The sequence below is a fragment of the Pantoea dispersa genome, from assembly GCF_035783935.1.
Lineage (GTDB): Bacteria > Pseudomonadota > Gammaproteobacteria > Enterobacterales > Enterobacteriaceae > Pantoea > Pantoea dispersa_C.
Genome location: NZ_JALKOV010000007.1, coordinates 250475 through 264997, shown reverse-complemented (window position 1 = coordinate 264997; position 14523 = coordinate 250475). Strand labels below are relative to the sequence as shown.

General features: G+C 55.1%; 22 protein-coding genes. 16 read left to right on the top strand and 6 right to left on the bottom strand.

Translation table 11 applies throughout. The features are described 5' to 3' along the window. The first annotated feature begins 14 nt into the window (after positions 1 to 14). The 13 genes from MXF20_RS15445 (at position 15) to MXF20_RS15385 (ending at position 5364) form a co-directional block, all read left to right on the top strand. Positions 15 to 746 carry a helix-turn-helix transcriptional regulator gene (locus tag MXF20_RS15445; protein WP_325970142.1) on the top strand — a complete coding sequence of 244 codons (732 nt, stop codon included), beginning with the start codon at positions 15 to 17 and terminating at the stop codon, positions 744 to 746. Positions 747 to 943: 197 nt separating this feature from the next. Next, the gene (locus tag MXF20_RS15440) at positions 944 to 1246 is read left to right on the top strand and encodes a hypothetical protein (RefSeq protein WP_325970141.1); all 303 of its coding nucleotides are present in this window, start codon (positions 944 to 946) and stop codon (positions 1244 to 1246) included. 69 nt (positions 1247 to 1315) lie between these two features. Further along, positions 1316 to 1588 (top strand): hypothetical protein, encoded by a 273-nt coding sequence (locus tag MXF20_RS15435; protein WP_325970140.1) that lies wholly within the window; start codon positions 1316 to 1318, stop codon positions 1586 to 1588. 142 nt (positions 1589 to 1730) lie between these two features. Beyond that, positions 1731 to 1913, top strand: a complete 183-nt coding sequence (locus MXF20_RS15430; RefSeq protein WP_325970139.1) for a hypothetical protein — start codon at positions 1731 to 1733, stop codon at positions 1911 to 1913. Further along, the gene (locus MXF20_RS15425; RefSeq protein WP_325970138.1) at positions 1897 to 2241 is read left to right on the top strand and encodes a hypothetical protein; all 345 of its coding nucleotides are present in this window, start codon (positions 1897 to 1899) and stop codon (positions 2239 to 2241) included. Before MXF20_RS15430 ends, MXF20_RS15425 begins: the two co-directional genes overlap by 17 nt. Next, positions 2238 to 2459: a hypothetical protein gene (locus MXF20_RS15420; RefSeq protein WP_325970137.1), complete on the top strand. Its 222-nt coding sequence runs from the start codon at positions 2238 to 2240 to the stop codon at positions 2457 to 2459. Before MXF20_RS15425 ends, MXF20_RS15420 begins: the two co-directional genes overlap by 4 nt. Continuing rightward, positions 2456 to 2968, top strand: a complete 513-nt coding sequence (locus tag MXF20_RS15415; protein ID WP_325970136.1) for a hypothetical protein — start codon at positions 2456 to 2458, stop codon at positions 2966 to 2968. Before MXF20_RS15420 ends, MXF20_RS15415 begins: the two co-directional genes overlap by 4 nt. A gap of 9 nt (positions 2969 to 2977) precedes the next feature. Continuing rightward, positions 2978 to 3841: an ORF6N domain-containing protein gene (locus MXF20_RS15410; protein WP_325970135.1), complete on the top strand. Its 864-nt coding sequence runs from the start codon at positions 2978 to 2980 to the stop codon at positions 3839 to 3841. Continuing rightward, entirely contained in the window at positions 3841 to 4272 is a 432-nt protein-coding gene (locus MXF20_RS15405) for a hypothetical protein (RefSeq protein ID WP_325970134.1), read from the top strand. The genes MXF20_RS15410 and MXF20_RS15405 overlap by 1 nt, the downstream gene beginning before the upstream one ends. Next, positions 4262 to 4492, top strand: coding sequence for a hypothetical protein (locus MXF20_RS15400; RefSeq protein WP_325970133.1), 231 nt, complete (start codon positions 4262 to 4264; stop codon positions 4490 to 4492). The genes MXF20_RS15405 and MXF20_RS15400 overlap by 11 nt, the downstream gene beginning before the upstream one ends. Further along, the gene (locus tag MXF20_RS15395; RefSeq protein WP_325970132.1) at positions 4479 to 4721 is read left to right on the top strand and encodes a hypothetical protein; all 243 of its coding nucleotides are present in this window, start codon (positions 4479 to 4481) and stop codon (positions 4719 to 4721) included. Before MXF20_RS15400 ends, MXF20_RS15395 begins: the two co-directional genes overlap by 14 nt. Then, positions 4721 to 5113 carry a LexA family transcriptional regulator gene (locus MXF20_RS15390; RefSeq protein WP_325970131.1) on the top strand — a complete coding sequence of 131 codons (393 nt, stop codon included), beginning with the start codon at positions 4721 to 4723 and terminating at the stop codon, positions 5111 to 5113. The genes MXF20_RS15395 and MXF20_RS15390 overlap by 1 nt, the downstream gene beginning before the upstream one ends. Next, positions 5110 to 5364 (top strand): pyocin activator PrtN family protein, encoded by a 255-nt coding sequence (locus MXF20_RS15385; RefSeq protein ID WP_325970130.1) that lies wholly within the window; start codon positions 5110 to 5112, stop codon positions 5362 to 5364. The genes MXF20_RS15390 and MXF20_RS15385 overlap by 4 nt, the downstream gene beginning before the upstream one ends. A gap of 2 nt (positions 5365 to 5366) precedes the next feature. On the opposite strand, the gene MXF20_RS15380 is transcribed toward MXF20_RS15385, so the two are convergent. Both MXF20_RS15380 and cutC read right to left on the bottom strand, forming a co-directional pair. Beyond that, positions 5367 to 5786 (bottom strand): GNAT family N-acetyltransferase, encoded by a 420-nt coding sequence (locus tag MXF20_RS15380; protein ID WP_325970129.1) that lies wholly within the window; start codon positions 5784 to 5786, stop codon positions 5367 to 5369. Between the two features lie 184 nt (positions 5787 to 5970). Continuing rightward, entirely contained in the window at positions 5971 to 6723 is a 753-nt protein-coding gene (cutC, locus tag MXF20_RS15375; protein WP_325970128.1) for a copper homeostasis protein CutC, read from the bottom strand. A gap of 85 nt (positions 6724 to 6808) precedes the next feature. Here cutC and MXF20_RS15370 point away from each other — a divergent pair, with 85 nt between their 5' ends. Continuing rightward, positions 6809 to 7948, top strand: a complete 1140-nt coding sequence (locus MXF20_RS15370) for a PatB family C-S lyase (protein ID WP_325970127.1) — start codon at positions 6809 to 6811, stop codon at positions 7946 to 7948. Here MXF20_RS15370 and MXF20_RS15365 read toward each other — a convergent pair. After that, positions 7945 to 8505, bottom strand: a complete 561-nt coding sequence (locus MXF20_RS15365) for a VOC family protein (protein WP_325970126.1) — start codon at positions 8503 to 8505, stop codon at positions 7945 to 7947. The genes MXF20_RS15370 and MXF20_RS15365 overlap by 4 nt on opposite strands. A 313-nt stretch (positions 8506 to 8818) precedes the next feature. On the opposite strand from MXF20_RS15365, the gene MXF20_RS15360 reads away from it, so the two are divergent. Then, positions 8819 to 8941: a hypothetical protein gene (locus MXF20_RS15360; RefSeq protein WP_007889544.1), complete on the top strand. Its 123-nt coding sequence runs from the start codon at positions 8819 to 8821 to the stop codon at positions 8939 to 8941. Positions 8942 to 9107: 166 nt separating this feature from the next. Next, positions 9108 to 10838 (top strand): arginine--tRNA ligase, encoded by a 1731-nt coding sequence (gene argS, locus MXF20_RS15355; RefSeq protein ID WP_325970125.1) that lies wholly within the window; start codon positions 9108 to 9110, stop codon positions 10836 to 10838. 36 nt (positions 10839 to 10874) lie between these two features. Here the strand turns inward: argS and flhE are convergent, their stop codons facing one another. From flhE to flhB, 3 genes are read right to left on the bottom strand one after another with little or no spacing between them, the layout of a single operon-like run. After that, positions 10875 to 11282, bottom strand: a complete 408-nt coding sequence (gene flhE, locus MXF20_RS15350; protein ID WP_325970124.1) for a flagellar protein FlhE — start codon at positions 11280 to 11282, stop codon at positions 10875 to 10877. Further along, complete coding sequence (gene flhA, locus MXF20_RS15345) at positions 11282 to 13369, bottom strand: flagellar biosynthesis protein FlhA (protein WP_325970123.1); 2088 nt, start codon at positions 13367 to 13369, stop codon at positions 11282 to 11284. Before flhA ends, flhE begins: the two co-directional genes overlap by 1 nt. Continuing rightward, entirely contained in the window at positions 13362 to 14513 is a 1152-nt protein-coding gene (gene flhB, locus MXF20_RS15340) for a flagellar biosynthesis protein FlhB (RefSeq protein ID WP_325970122.1), read from the bottom strand. Before flhB ends, flhA begins: the two co-directional genes overlap by 8 nt. Between the last annotated feature and the right edge of the window lie 10 nt (positions 14514 to 14523).

Here is a 14523-nt window from a genome sequence, read left to right as displayed (position 1 = left end):
TATATATTGTGAGTATGAAAACTGAAACTACATTTGCAGATCGTTTAAACCTAGCCATGAAAGAGGCTGGGCTCAGTCAGGGTGCCTTAGCTAAGGCATCAGGCCTTGCGCAACCTACCATTTGGCGCTTAGCCAATGGGAAAGGTAATGGTTCAACTAAGGTCATCGATATAGCCATGGCTCTCAACGTAAGCCCTGAGTGGCTAGCCAGTGGCAAGGGCCAGATGCGCATAGATTTAAAGGACTATCATGACCCGCGCTCAGAAACGCCCCCGTTACCGGAATGGCAGCCCGTAACAGCCTGGGATAATAGCACTGCACTGGAAGATGATGAGGTTGAAGTACCTTTTCTGAAGGATATCGAATTCGCCTGCGGGGACGGCAGCGTGTCAGAAGATGACTATAACGGATACAAAATAAGATTCTCTAAATCTGTTCTAAGACGCATAGGGGCCCGCACTGACGGTACCGGCGTTTTATGCTTCCCAGCCAGAGGGGATAGCATGGAGCCACGTATATTCGATGGCGCAACGGTTGCAGTTAACATCGACGATAAGAAAATTTCTGATGGAAAAATCTACGCCATCAACGAGAACGGATGGAAAAGAATCAAAATGCTCTATCAGGTCGGCCCTGACACAGTCAGTATACGCAGCTACAACAAAGCAGATTATCCAGATGAAATCAGGAAGATGAGCGAAGTTGAGGTCATCGGTAGGGTGTTCTGGACATCCGAGATTTTGTGATACTTAGTCTATTCAAAAAGCTATAGGAGCCACCTGCAAAGGTGGCTTTTTTTTGCCCGCCATTTAATAAAGTGAAAATAAATAATAATCAATATCAATGGTTTATGGTGTTTTTTATTAAAATATAGAATATGCTATTGCATGAATTGATAGCATTCTCTATTATCAACTCATCGGCAAACAATGGAGCCAATGAGATGAGCCAACCATCGAACGAATTAATAAAATGTGATTCAGCTTCAGTCAGACTTAGCAATGGAGAAGTTTTTGAATTTCCAATTGTTGATAACAAAGATTTATTTCCCAATCTTTTTCGCGCGGAATCAGATTTCAACATTCAGGTTCAGTGCTATTTGATAGATAGTGAAATTTACGCGATGTACAAGCGTAAGGAAAATATCGCCTATCTGGTTTGCGCTTGGGAAAACAACTCAGAAATTAATGAAGAAGCTATGCTGGAAATCACAACTAACCCTGAGCTAGCTTATCTCTTAAATTAAATAAAACAAATATAAATTACAGCGCCCGCGCTGGGAATAAACACATCCATGCGGGCCCAGAGGTGAATTATGAGTGAATTAATCAGTGCACCATCGACTGTAGTTAAAGATGTTGAGTGTGGGAAGGTCGAACGTGATTCCATTTACATGGGACGTGGTTTAGATACCGCAAGAGCGGCAGCGCAGTATGCCAGCCAGCTCAGTAATGAGTACCACAACCTACTTCACCGCCATCTAGCAAGGGTTGATCCAAAGTTGGCTGGTCGTTTTAGCGGCCTGATCACCGAGCTAACGACCATGACTGATGTCACCTTTGAAAACATTAAGCATGGCAAATTATAAAAATTATCAATCCTAAAAATTATCGCAGCGCTGTGATGCTGCACAAGTCAGGCCATGACGTTCTGGCAAACATTTTCCTCCGCGCCGCGTATGGGGTAAAGCAATGAACAATTCAGGTTTAATTATTTGCGAGGCGTCAGAAATGGCTGCCAAATTAACCTCGCTTCTGGAGCTTTTATTTGAGCGAGGCACCGGAACAGGATTGCCAGCAAACGACAACGTAATAGCTATTGCTTACGACATGGCTTCAAAAGTCAGCGCCTTCTTAATAGAAGAGGAAAAGGAACAGGATGAAAAGGAGGCCGGCAATGCAAAGCATCGTTGAGCGTAACCGCACCCGATTAGTTAATTGTTACCTTGCTGAGCTGGTATCAAAAAGAGGCGCAATGGTTGCCGCACTTAAATTGCCTGACGGCACCATGACAACTGTGCGGGTTGATTCCGAAATACTGACTAAGGCTCTCATTAAATTATTTGAGCGTGCCGTTTACAAAATGACACCGGGGCCAGCTGGCGACCGTGAAATAGCAGCCACCTATAGCGACTGCGTGCGGATTAAAGCGGGAACGTTAACTGATATAGGTGCGAGCTTCATGGGCGAACTTCTCTCCAACCTGGTCGAGTTAGCAGAAGCAGAGAGGCGCGGCAAATGACTATGACAGCATTTCGCGCCCCCGAGTGGGTGATCAGCCAGGCGAGCCGGAAACTGGCGCAGTACCGCAAGCGCCGCATATTCCCGTGCCGCATGCACAAAACCGGCTACCTCAGCCTGAAGGTTAACCCACGCTGGCGGCTGCTTTCGCAGAACGGCGGCAAAGACTGGCAGTTAATGACTCACGAGCGGTACAACGCCGCAAAGGATGCAAAATGAACGATATCGAAAAGGCACTCGTTGCCCGGATGGTTTCTCGTCTTGAAGACCTTAAAGCGCGCTCAGGTGGCACATTTAATCCACCAGCGTGGATGCTCGACAAAAACCGGTATGGCAAAAGCGCCCTGACCGTAAAAGAGCAGCAGGAATGGGCTGAAGCAGTCTGTCAGTCGATGCGCTCTACCGTGGCGCTGAGCTACCTGATTGAGTGCGAAAATCGCTGGGGTTTACGTGATGGTGAGAACGTATTCAAAACCGGCACAACAGTGCTGGGCCTGACCAGGGAGCTGATCGAAAACATCCTAATCACCCGGGTTGAGAGCGCAATTCTTGCCGAAGAGCCAGACCAGAAGTATCTCGCTGTTTACCTGTTTTATGCGCGCAACGATGCAGCAACGGATCGCCGGGGATATTCGTGGTTTTCCGACTTCCTGGACGACCTGTTAATCGATGTAGCTGCTCAGCTTAACGTTAAAAAACATTTCGCCTCTAAACCTCAGATTCATTAAGGAGAAATCATGTCAGCACAAAAAGCAATTGCTCCGGTAGAGGCAAGTAAGCTGCAGGTGATCGAGTATCGCGGTATGCGCGTGGTAACCAGTGAGCAGATGGCTGCCGGATACGGTGCGACAGTGAAGATGATTAACAATAACTTCTCTCGCAATGAATCACGTTTCGTAGAAGGTAAGCATTTCTTCAAGGTAGAGGGAGCAGACTTGCAGGCGCTGAAAAGCCTCCCCTCTTTAAGAGGGTTGGTTAGTAAATATGCAAGCCAACTTATCTTGTGGACCGAACGCGGCGCGGCCAATCACGCGAAGATGCTCGAAACAGATCATGCGTGGGGCTATCACGACGAGCTGGTTGAGTTCTACTTCACACGCCGTACTGCCATTGCTGCTCCTGCCAATCAGCAGGCCATTAGCCGTAAAGAGCTGGCGCTGATGGTCATTGAGGCAGAAGAACGCGCCGAGGCAGTAGCGCTGGAAAACCAAACGCTCAGCGCCACGGTTGAGAGCCTGGAGAAGCATTTCACAAAAGGCATGACGATCCCGGCCTTCTGCAAAGGCCTGAACGGCGTCAACGTCAGCAAAATGATGTGGTGGGCATCGGACCGCGACTGGCTTTACAACGAGCAGCGCGATCCGGGGAAGGACCCGCGCTGGCGCGTGGCCAGCTATGCCCGTGACAAATACCTGACCGAAGACCAGACTCAGGTCACACCGCATGGAATGGACACATTTACACGCTTCTCTCCTGTTCTGCTGGAGAAAGGTTGTCACCGACTTTTCCAGCTGTACATGAAAGGTGAATTGCCAATGAAGAAGTCATGGAATGGTGAGTTTTCCCACGATAAAGCCATGTACTCGCCGGAGGAAAAATAATGACTCCGACTAAACATAGCGGGCTTATCCAGACTGTTGAGCAGGGTCACCAGCGGGCGCTTGAGATAATTTCAGACGCTTATCTGTTCCACCTAGTAAGCATGCATCGTCGCCCGGTCTATCGCCACCAGCACGGCGATATCCATCTTAGCCAGCACGCCGTTCAGGGGTTTCTCGACAGCCATCTTGAAGAGAAAGGATGGAGCCTTGAACGCCGCTGGGAATGGTTTCAACGCTGCCTGGATTTGGATGCGTACATGCGACGGGATAAATCGCAATTCATCGACTGGGGGACCGTTCCCCAACTTAAGCCTCGCGGCATTAGATGGATCAATGCGTGCTTCAACCGTCTGGGCGAAATGGTTGAAGATTTGGGCGGCTGGGAGAAGTCAGAGGCATATTTCAACAGGAAGCATGGGAATGAAGATTGAATTTGTGGATCACGGTGCCACAGCCACGCTCACTATCACCAGTAGCTTGCTGGAGTTCCGCCGGCACAACCGGGTAGTTGACGCTGCCCTTCTCTCTGCAGATGTGATCGCCAGAACGTCAGGTGTATTCATCAGAAAAACAGTTATCAGCGGACCGGTTAAGCGTGGGCTGCGTGCATACCGGGCTGCAACAAAGGTGGTAACCGATGACGCAGCATGAAATGACAGACCTCAACGACACGCTGGTGAAGGCCAGCGTCAAAATCGATGACGGGTGCGATCACTCACAGCGAATCGTCTGGCAGATGAACCAGAAGCGCTATATGCGTAACGGCCACTGCCCTCCCCGGCCACCAGCGCCACAGGTTGCGCCGGTGAGGATTGAGGCAAAGAAGAAGCCACGCAAACGCGGTTACAAAGTGGTCCAGAAAGCGATAGGAGCGGTGTGATGAGTTCATTAACAGGCAAGCAGCAGCAAACGCTCGATTTCATCAAGGGCTACATTCGTGCAAACGGGATGGCACCCACTATGCAGGAGATTGCCGAAGGCATGGGATGGCGATCGCCAAACGCTGCGCAGGTTCACGTTGATGCATTGAAGCGCAAAGGGCTGGTAACCATTCGGCGGGGTGTAAGTAGGGGACTGTCAGTGGTTGGTGGTGTTGGTATCGACATCCCTGCAGGCTGGATGCTGGTTCCAATCGAGCCGACAGAGGAAATGATGTTGAACAAATCAGGCTGCCAGCACCACGCCTGGGATGATGATAAATGCCCGATGCGCGAGTCACGCCGCATTATCTGGAAACATATGATTGAAGCAGCGCCGGAGGTAGGCAAATGAATACTATGTTTTTATTGATGGCTGAGTATGAAACCGCGACTGTACCACTCAGCCAAGTATGTGAGAAGTATTTCGGGTTGAAGGCAGCAACCGCAGAGCGAAAGGCAGCCGAGAACAAGCTGCCAATCCCTACTTTCAGGACTGCTGAAAGTCAAAAGGCACCACGTATGGTGCACATTTCAGACTTGGCAGAATTTATTGACCGCCAGAGAGAACATAGCAAGGCTCTTCACCAAGTAACTGGCAGCTAACTTCAATCTAACAGCAACTTAGCCTCGCCACAAAAACCATGAATAGCCCGATCATTCCAAAATCTTCGGGCCTGTTCACTCATAGCTATGTTGACATCGACATCTTCTATTTCCTTCGAGCGATACCATTTCTTTGCCTCTTTCAGAATGACATCGGCATATCCATTTCCGCGATGCTGCTCCAGAACGTAGATCTCTTTAAATTCCGCAGCGTTGTATAGCGCATAACCAATTACGGTGCCCTCATCAGTCAACACTGTAACCCTGGCACCCACCGCTTCATCATCCGCCTGGCCAAACATAACGTAGCTGTCCTGGCTACAAATACCATCAGCCGAAATGGATTCGCTGACCTCAAAAAAAATCTGATTTGCAAACTCGTCATCGACCAAATTAGGCCATTCATAAGAGTGAAGGGGCACGTCTATTCCTGTTGATTATCGTATATTGTCCGGTTATTTTAACACGACCCAGGTTCCCCTGAGGACCCCTTTATCATGTAAGTTCATGATTTAGAAAAAAAGAACCCCAGCAAGGAACTGGGGTTTGGTACTTGCAAACATCACGTCAGGTTTTCGGCGTGCTGCGCGGCAAAAAAGGTTCGGGTCAGGCGACCCGGTCAACGCTGATCTGCATCATGCTTTTCATGGCTTCCACCACATCGCCATCAACGCAGGAGCGGCTGAATTCATCGGTTTCCGCTTCAGAACACATCGAGACACCGGCTTTGCGATAACGCATCGGCGACGCGACGGCGCGGCTGGCGGAGCTGTGCACTTCCTGCAATCCGCTATCCAGAAACTTTTGCAGATTGCTCAGGCGTACGCCTGCGCCGGCCATAATGATTGGACCCGTGCTGTGTTCATTTAGTTCCCGCAATAATGCAATTCCTGTTTCGGCACTCTGCTGCTGGCCGGAGGTCAGAATACGTGCGATACCTAAATCAGCCAGCACTTCCAGCGAACGTTTCGGGCTGTGACACAAATCGAAAGCGCGGTGGAAGGTCACCGCCATGCCGTCACACAGCGCCATAATCTGCTGCATACGCACCGCATCGACGTGCGCATCTTCGTCCAGCATACCAATCACCAGCCCCGGAAAGCCCAGCTCACGGATACGCGCCACGTCGGACTTCATCACCTCAAATTCGCGCGCGGTGTAGCAAAAATCGCCGCCGCGCGGCCGGACAATCGGGTGTACCGGAATGGTCAGTTCATGCTTTGCCGCTTCCAGCATGCCAGCGGAAGGCGTTAGCCCGCCTTCACGTGGGGCGCTGCACAGTTCCACGCGATCGGCACCGGACAGCTGCGCAGTCATTGCGCAATCAATGCCATAGCAACAAATTTCCAGTTTCGTCATACCTTGCTCCTTTTCATGACTGCTGGCTCGGGAGGAGTGCATCAGTTAGTCTGCTCATTCAGACAGTTTACGTGGAAAGCGCACTATGGCATTCGATTTTGATCAAGGGATAGACCGTCGTCACAGCGATAGTTTGAAATGGCACAAATATGGTGATCGCGATGTGCTGCCACTGTGGGTCGCCGATACCGATTTTCGCTCACCAGCGTGCATTATTGAGGCCATTAAACAGCGTGCCGACCACGGTGTTTTCGGTTACGGTGCCACGCCACACGGCTTGATTGATATCACCATTTCACGATTAGCGCAGCGCTATGGCTGGCAGATTGAAGCGGAGTGGATCGTGTTGCTGCCCGGCGTGGTCAGCGGACTGAATTTGTCGGTCCGGGCATTTACTGAGCCGTCACAGGGCACGGTGGCCCCGACGCCGATCTATCCGCCGTTTCGCGCGGCGGCGCGGCTGGCGCAGCGCGCTCAGGTGAATCTGCCATTGCAGTTGCAGCAGGATCGCTGGGTTATGCAGCTGGATGACAGCCAGATGCAGGGCAACGAGCGGCTGCTGATGCTGTGCAATCCGCAGAATCCGGGCGGCACCGTGTATCGCCGCGCCGAGCTGGAGGCGCAGCTGGCCTTTGCCCAGCGCCACGACCTGCTGGTGTGCTCCGATGAAATCCATTGTGACCTGCTGCTGCAGCCTGGCGTACAGCACATTCCGTTTGCCTCGCTCAGCGACGATGCCGCCCAGCGCAGCATTACCCTGATCTCACCGTCCAAAACCTTCAACATTGCCGGGCTTGGCGCGTCGATGGCGATTATCTCTAATCCGGAGCTGCGGAAACGCTTTAAGCAGGTGCGCGAAGGCATCGTGCCGGGCGTGGATATTCTGGCACTGGTGGCGGCAGAAGCCGCGTGGCGCGGCGGTGATGCGTGGCTGGAGGCGCAGCTGGATTATCTGCGCGCTAACCGTGACTGGCTGGTGCAGCAGGTCAACGCGCTACCGGAACTCAGCATGGCCGCGCCGGAAGCAAGCTATCTCGGCTGGATTGACGCCAGTCAGCTGGACGTAGCCAGCCCGGCGCTGTATTTCGAAAAACACGGCCTCGGTTTTTCACCCGGTCGTGATTTCGGCGACGATCGCTTCGTGCGCTTCAACTTTGGCTGCACGCGCGCCACGCTGCAGCAGGCGGTTTTACGCCTGCAACAGGCCGTCGCGGCACGTCGTTAGGCGTGTTCGCTGGCGACAATCTCCTCCAGCCGCCACGGGTGAAACTTGATGGTGGTTTGCCCGTCCGTCACCGCCAGCGTCGGATTAGGCAGCCGTTCTTTTTCGCCCTGCGGCGCGCTGGTCTTGAAGGCGATACCTGGCTGCGTCAGCGCCTCGTCCGCCAGCAACGCCATTGCGCGCACGCCCAGCGTTTCCGGCTCACCGCGCAATACGATCTCAACGTGCTCCCAGCCTTCATGCCGATACAGCTTTTCACCGGGCCACGGCAGCTCAATCACCGCGATTTGCCAGCCTGCGATATGCAGCGGCTGATGCAGCCTGAACAGGCAAATGGGCCGTCCGTTGATCATCGCTTCGGAAAACTGATGACCGATCTGCAACAACCCGGCTTTCCAGCGCTCCGCCGTGGCGAACTGATGGCAGCGTACCGCCACATGGTCCGCTTCGTGCTGCGCCAGATCGAGTCCAAGGCGTGCCGCAAATTTTTGCAAAGCCTGTTCAAATCGAGACAGGTCCTGTTTTAAGTCGCTCAGTTCTGAAGGAAAATCCAGATTCATACGTTCAATACCTCAAACTCAGTTCAGATCTTTTAATCAATAAAAAAACAGTGCTGCCGCAGGTTTCGCTTGACAAAACGCTCGGATTCATCCGATTTCACGTCAGAAACGCGTAAAAACCGCATAAATCGCCCCTCTCTTTCGGATTAATCGCGTAATCAGGTCCACAAGTTACTTTATAAAAGTAGCTTAACTTACTGTTAGAATTAACAATAGTTAATACAATGAGATAACTCTTATTTGATCGCCAATCAATTGCAGTGGCTGACCCTTTCTTATAAATTTGGGTTTCACAACTACAAGGAATGGCCCTATGTCTATGCTCATTGTTGTCGCGGTCCTGATAGCCTTGATGGGATTTGCAATTTCCCGCCACTGGAAGGTACGTGAAGACAAAAGCGTTAAAAATCCCCGTCGCCACCCGCGCCGCCGTTAACCGGCGCGCGGGCCAGCGTCATCCGGTAGCCACAACCGATTGCTGACGCACCTTAACATTTCACGTATACTTCCCCTCTTATTTTTTCCGTCCCGACACGCACGCGGGATGACGACATCGGCTCGCCCTTAGCTGGCGGGCCTTTTCAGCATATGAAGGTAACGCGGTGAATATTCAGGCTCTTCTTTCCGATAAAGTCAGTCAGGCGATGGTCGCGGCAGGTGCACCGGCCGATTGCGAACCGCAGGTTCGTCAGTCTGCAAAAGTGCAGTTCGGCGATTACCAGGCGAACGGTATCATGGCCGTGGCGAAAAAGCTCGGTCAGGTGCCACGCCAGCTGGCTGAACAGGTGCTTCAGCATCTGGATCTGGCCGGCATCGCCAGCAAAGTCGAGATTGCCGGTCCCGGCTTTATCAATATTTTCCTCGACCGCCAGTGGCTGGCACAGCAGGCGGCCCAGGCGCTGCAGCTGCCGCGCCTGGGCGTCAGTGACGTGACTCCGCAGACCATCGTGATTGACTACTCTGCGCCCAACGTGGCGAAAGAGATGCACGTCGGTCACGTGCGCTCGACCATCATCGGTGATGCCGCGGTACGTACTCAGGAATTCCTCGGTCACAACGTCATCCGCGCTAACCACGTTGGCGACTGGGGTACGCAGTTCGGCATGCTGATTGCCTATCTGGAAAAGCAGCAGAACGAGCACCATGAAGATATCGCACTGGCGGATCTGGAAGCGTTCTACCGCGAAGCCAAACGGACTTACGACGAAGACGAAGCCTTTGCCGAGCGCGCACGCGGCTACGTGGTCAAACTGCAGGGCGGCGACGAATATTGCCGCAGCATGTGGAAGAAGCTGGTGGATATCACCATGAGTCAGAACCAGCTGGTGTATGACCGCCTTAACGTCACCCTGACACGCAAGGATGTGATGGGTGAAAGCCTGTATAACGACATGCTGCCGGGCATCGTCGCTGACCTGCGTCAAAAAGGCCTGGCGGTCACCAGCGAAGGCGCCACCGTGGTCTTCCTTGATGAGTTCAAAAACAAGGAAGGCGAACCGATGGGCGTGATCATCCAGAAGAAGGATGGCGGCTATCTCTACACCACCACCGATATCGCCTGCGCCAAATACCGCTATGAAACGCTGCATGCCGATCGCGTGCTGTATTACATCGACTCCCGTCAGCATCAGCATCTGCAGCAGGCGTGGACCATCGTGCGTAAAGCCGGCTACGTACCGGAATCCGTACCGCTTGAGCACCACGCATTCGGCATGATGCTGGGCAAAGATGGCCGTCCGTTCAAAACGCGCAGCGGCGGCACCATCAAACTCTCCGACCTGCTGGATGAAGCGGTTGAGCGTGCTCATGCGCTGGTGAGCGAAAAGAATCCAGAGATGAGCGCCGACGAGCTGAAAGAGCTGGCGGAAGTGGTCGGCATTGGTGCGGTGAAATACGCCGACCTGTCAAAAAGCCGCACCACCGATTACATCTTTGACTGGGACAACATGCTGGCGTTTGAAGGCAACACCGCGCCGTACATGCAGTATGCTTATACGCGCGTGCTGTCGGTGTTCCGTAAAGCCGGCATTGAGGCAGACAGCCTGCGCGGTGATATCATCCTGACCGACGAGCGCGAAGCGCTGCTGGCGACCCGTCTGCTGCAGTTTGAAGAGACCATCACTCAGGTCGCGCGCGACGGCACGCCGCACGTGATGTGTGCTTATCTCTACGATCTGGCCGGTCTGTTCTCGGGCTTCTACGAGCATTGCCCGATTCTCTCTGCCGAAGAGGAAAGCGTGCGCAACAGCCGCCTGCAGCTGGCCGCGCTGACGGCAAAAACGCTGAAACAGGGCCTGGATACGCTGGGCATTAAAACTGTCGAGCGGATGTAAATGTAAAAAAACCCGCTGCGGCGGGTTTTTTATTGGCTACTGATAATTGACCATCACTTCACTGCTGACTACCCGTAACCCGGGCGGTAACGCGCCCTGCCCCTGAAACCCGAAAGCCAGATGCAGTGTTTCGTCGGCCGGCACGTTGGCCAGCCCGCGCGTGCTGCCGCTGGCACCGTCCAGCTCCACGCAGCGCTGACTGGCGCACAGCCGCACGATCAGACCTGATGGCGCCGGACGGCTCAGCGTGTAGCGCCAGTTCACCAGCGAAATGGTACCCGGTGCCGCCGAAGGCGCTTTGAGCGCCGGCGACAGCAGCCAGTTGCCGCGCACGCCCAGGCTCGGACCGCTGGCGCTGGCCTGCCACGCACCGCTCGCAGCCTGGGTTGCCAGCGGCAGCGCCAGCAGCGCCGTCAACAGCCATGCTGCCGTCACCGCGCGCATTATTTGCCGCCTATGGTGGCAGTCATGCGGATCTGCCGGTTGTCGGTCAGCTCCATGTTAGACAGCACCACCAGCTGCGGCAGGTTACGGCGCAGGAAGCGCGCCAGCAGCGCACGCAGCGGATGGTTAACCAGCAGCACCGGCGGCGCACCGGTCATCTCCTGCTGCTGCAGCGCGGCCTGCGCCTGCATCAGCAGCCGATCGGCCAGCCCCGGCTCCAGACCGCCACCGCCCTGCAGCGCCTGCAGCAGCAGACGCTCCAGCGTGGCGTCCAGCCCAATCACCTGCACTTCGCCGTTGCCCGGGAACCACTGCTGAGTGATCGCGCGGCCCAGCGCCACGCGCACCACGCTGGTCAGCTCCTGCGGATCGTTCTGCACCGGCGCGTGTTCGGCCAGCGTTTCGATAATGGTGCGCATGTCGCGAATCGAGACGCGCTCGGTCAGCAGATTTTGCAGCACTTTGTGCAGCGTGGTCAGGGTAATCACGCCCGGCACCAGATCTTCCGTCAGCTTCGGCATCTCCTGGGTAACACGGTCCAGCAGCTGCTGCGCTTCCTGACGTCCAAACAGCTCGCTGGCATACTGGCCAATCAGGTGATTGAGGTGAGTAGCCACCACGGTGCTGGCTTCCACCACGGTATAGCCCTGAATCTGCGCCTGCTCTTTCAGCGCGCTGTCAATCCAGATCGCCGCCAGGCCAAACGCCGGATCGATGGTCGGTTCACCCGGTAGCGTACCGGCAGCCGTGCCCGGATTGATCGCCATCCAGCGCCCCGGATAAGCATCGCCGCTGCCAATCTCTACACCCTTCATCAGAATGCGATAGCGCGCCGGCGGCAGCTCCATGTTGTCACGAATGTGCACCACCGGCGGCAGAAAGCCGACTTCCTGCGCCACCTTTTTGCGGATACTGCGGATACGCCCGAGCAGCTCGCCGTTTTGCAGATGATCGACCATCGGAATCAGGCGGTAGCCGACTTCCATGCCAAGCGAGTCTTCCAGCTGGACGTCGGTCCACGAGGCTTCGACTGTTGCCGGCGTCTCCTGGGTTTTCACTACGCTGGAGGCTTCCGTCTGCTTCTTCGGCTGCATTTCGCGACCGCGCAGCCACCAGGCCAGGCCGAGCAGCGCCGCGGTAAACAGCAGAAAGACAAAGTTCGGCATGCCGGGTACCAGTCCCAGCAGGCCAATCACGCCGGCGCTGAGCATCAGCACGCGCGGATTGTTAAACAGCTGGCCCACCATCTGCTCGCCAACGTCCTGATCGGTGCTGACGCGGGTGACGATCACACCGGCTGCGGTGGAGATCACCAGCGCCGGAATCTGTGCCACCAGACCGTCACCGATGGTCAGCAGCGTATAGGTTTCTCCGGCGTGGCCGAGATCCATGCCGTGCTGTACCACGCCGACCAGCAGGCCGCCGATGACGTTGATCACCATAATCAGGATGCCGGCGATGGCGTCACCGCGCACAAATTTACTGGCACCGTCCATTGAGCCGTAGAAGTCCGCTTCCTGCGTGACCTCGGTACGGCGGCGTTTGGCTTCGTCTTCACCAATCAGACCGGCGTTCAAATCGGCATCAATGGCCATCTGCTTGCCGGGCATGCCGTCCAGCACAAAGCGCGCGCCCACTTCGGCGATACGTCCGGCACCTTTGGTGATGACCATGAAGTTGATGATCACGAGGATGATGAACACCACGATACCGATGGCAAAGTTACCGCCCACCAGGAAGTGGCCGAAGGCTTCCACCACGCGTCCGGCGGCATCGGCACCGGTGTGCCCTTCCAGCAGGATGATACGCGTCGAGGCGACGTTCAGCGCCAGGCGCAGCAGCGTCGAGAACAGCAGGATGGTCGGGAAGGCAGCGAATTCCAGCGTGCGCTGAGTGAACATCGCCACCAGCAGCACCATAATGGACAGCGCAATGTTGAAGGTAAACAGCAGGTCGAGGATAAACGCCGGTAGCGGCAATACCATCATCGACAGGATCAGCATGATCAGTACCGGCCCCGCCAGCACCTGCCATTGCGTGTCTTTAAAATTGCCCGGTAAACGCAGCTTTTCGGCCAGATTAGCCATGGTTGGTGTTCTCTCCTGCAAAGTCCATTTCTGCCGGCACCGGCAGATGTTTAGGTTTGTTTGGAATCAGGCCGCCTTCGCGCTTCCAGCGCCGCAGCTGCCAGACCCACGCCAGCACTTCCGCCACGGCGGCGTAGAGCGCGCCGGGAATAAACTGGCCGATTTCGGTATGACGATAGAGCGCACGCGCCAGCGGCGGCGCTTCCAGAATCGGGACGCGATGCTCTTTGGCAATTTCCCGGATGCGCAGCGCAATATCGCCGGCGCCTTTGGCAATCACTTTGGGCGCGCTCATCTTGCCTTCCTGATACTGCAGCGCCACCGAGTAGTGCGTCGGGTTGGTGACGATGACGTCCGCCTTCGGCACATCGGCCATCATGCGACGCCGGGCAGCGGCACGCATCGCCTGACGAATGCGTCCTTTAACGTGCGGGTCGCCTTCGTTCTGTTTGTGTTCGTCACGGATTTCCTGGCGCGTCATGCGTAGCTTTTTGAAGTAGCTGTAGAGCTGCCAGAACACGTCAAAGCCAACCATCGGGATCAAGCCCAGCATCACCAGCGCACAGCTGATGGCGGTCATCGACAGGCCATGCTGCAGCGCATTGACCGGCGATTCGCTCATCAGGCGCAGCATCTCCTGCCAGTGACTCCACAGATACCAGCCGGCCACCAGCGCCACCAGCACCGCTTTAAGAATGGCTTTCACCAGTTCCGCCCACGTCTGGCCGGAGAACATGCGCGCGATGCCGGGCAGCGGGTTGAGCTTTTTAAAATCGAACTTAATAGATTTGCCGCTGATATTGATGCCGCCGAGGATCATCGGCGCGGCGATGGCGACGATCACCAGACCGGCCATCAGCGGCAGCAACGCGATCACCGCCTGCATCACCAGATTGCCGATGTGCGAGACGATGATCTTGTCGTCATTAACCATACCGTGATCAAAGCGGAAGCCGGTGGCTACCATGCTGGCCAGCCGTTGCGCCATATTGTTGCCGCCCAGCCAGATGATCAGCAGTCCGGCCAGCAGCATCAGCACCGAGGTCAGCTCGCGCGAACGCGGAATCTGCCCCTCTTCCCGCGCTTTTTCAAGTCGGTGGGGGGTGGGCGATTCTGTTTTGTCCTCGTTGCTCTCTTCAGCCACGACATACCTC